A 572-nucleotide genomic window follows, 5' to 3' on the forward strand; every position below is an offset into this window, starting at 1 on the left:
TTGACTACACCAATGTGGCGACGGTGGTGATCCCGGCCGGTGCGACGACGGCGGACCTGACGGTGCCGACGCTGACCGACACGATCGTGGAAGGCGACGAGACGGTGATCCCGGCGATCGCCGCGGGCACCGGTTACACGGTGGGCACCTCGACCGCGACGGGCACGATCACGGACGTGGCGCCGACGCTGACGGTGAACATCAGCGGCACGCCGACGATCAACGAAGGCGGCAACCTGGTGTTCCCGGTGACGATGACCGGTGGCACCTCGACGACGGACACCACGGTGACCGTGACCTACACGGGCACGGCGACCAACGGCGTTGACTACACCAATGTGGCGACGGTGGTGATCCCGGCCGGTGCGACGACGGCGGACCTGACGGTGCCGACGCTGACCGACACGATCGTGGAAGGCGACGAGACGGTGATCCCGGCGATCGCCGCGGGCACCGGTTACACGGTGGGCACCTCGACCGCGACGGGCACGATCACGGACGTGGCGCCGACGCTGACGGTGAACATCAGCGGCACGCCGACGATCAACGAAGGCGGCAACCTGGTGTTCCCG

General features: G+C 68.2%; 1 protein-coding gene. It reads left to right on the forward strand.

The genetic code is table 11. The annotated features are described in order from the left end of the window. A partial coding sequence (locus AC04MD_RS20235) for a Calx-beta domain-containing protein (RefSeq protein ID WP_475498990.1) occupies positions 1-572 on the forward strand: 572 nt, incomplete at both ends.

It is taken from the genome of Pseudoxanthomonas sp. LjRoot206 (genome assembly GCF_056175725.1).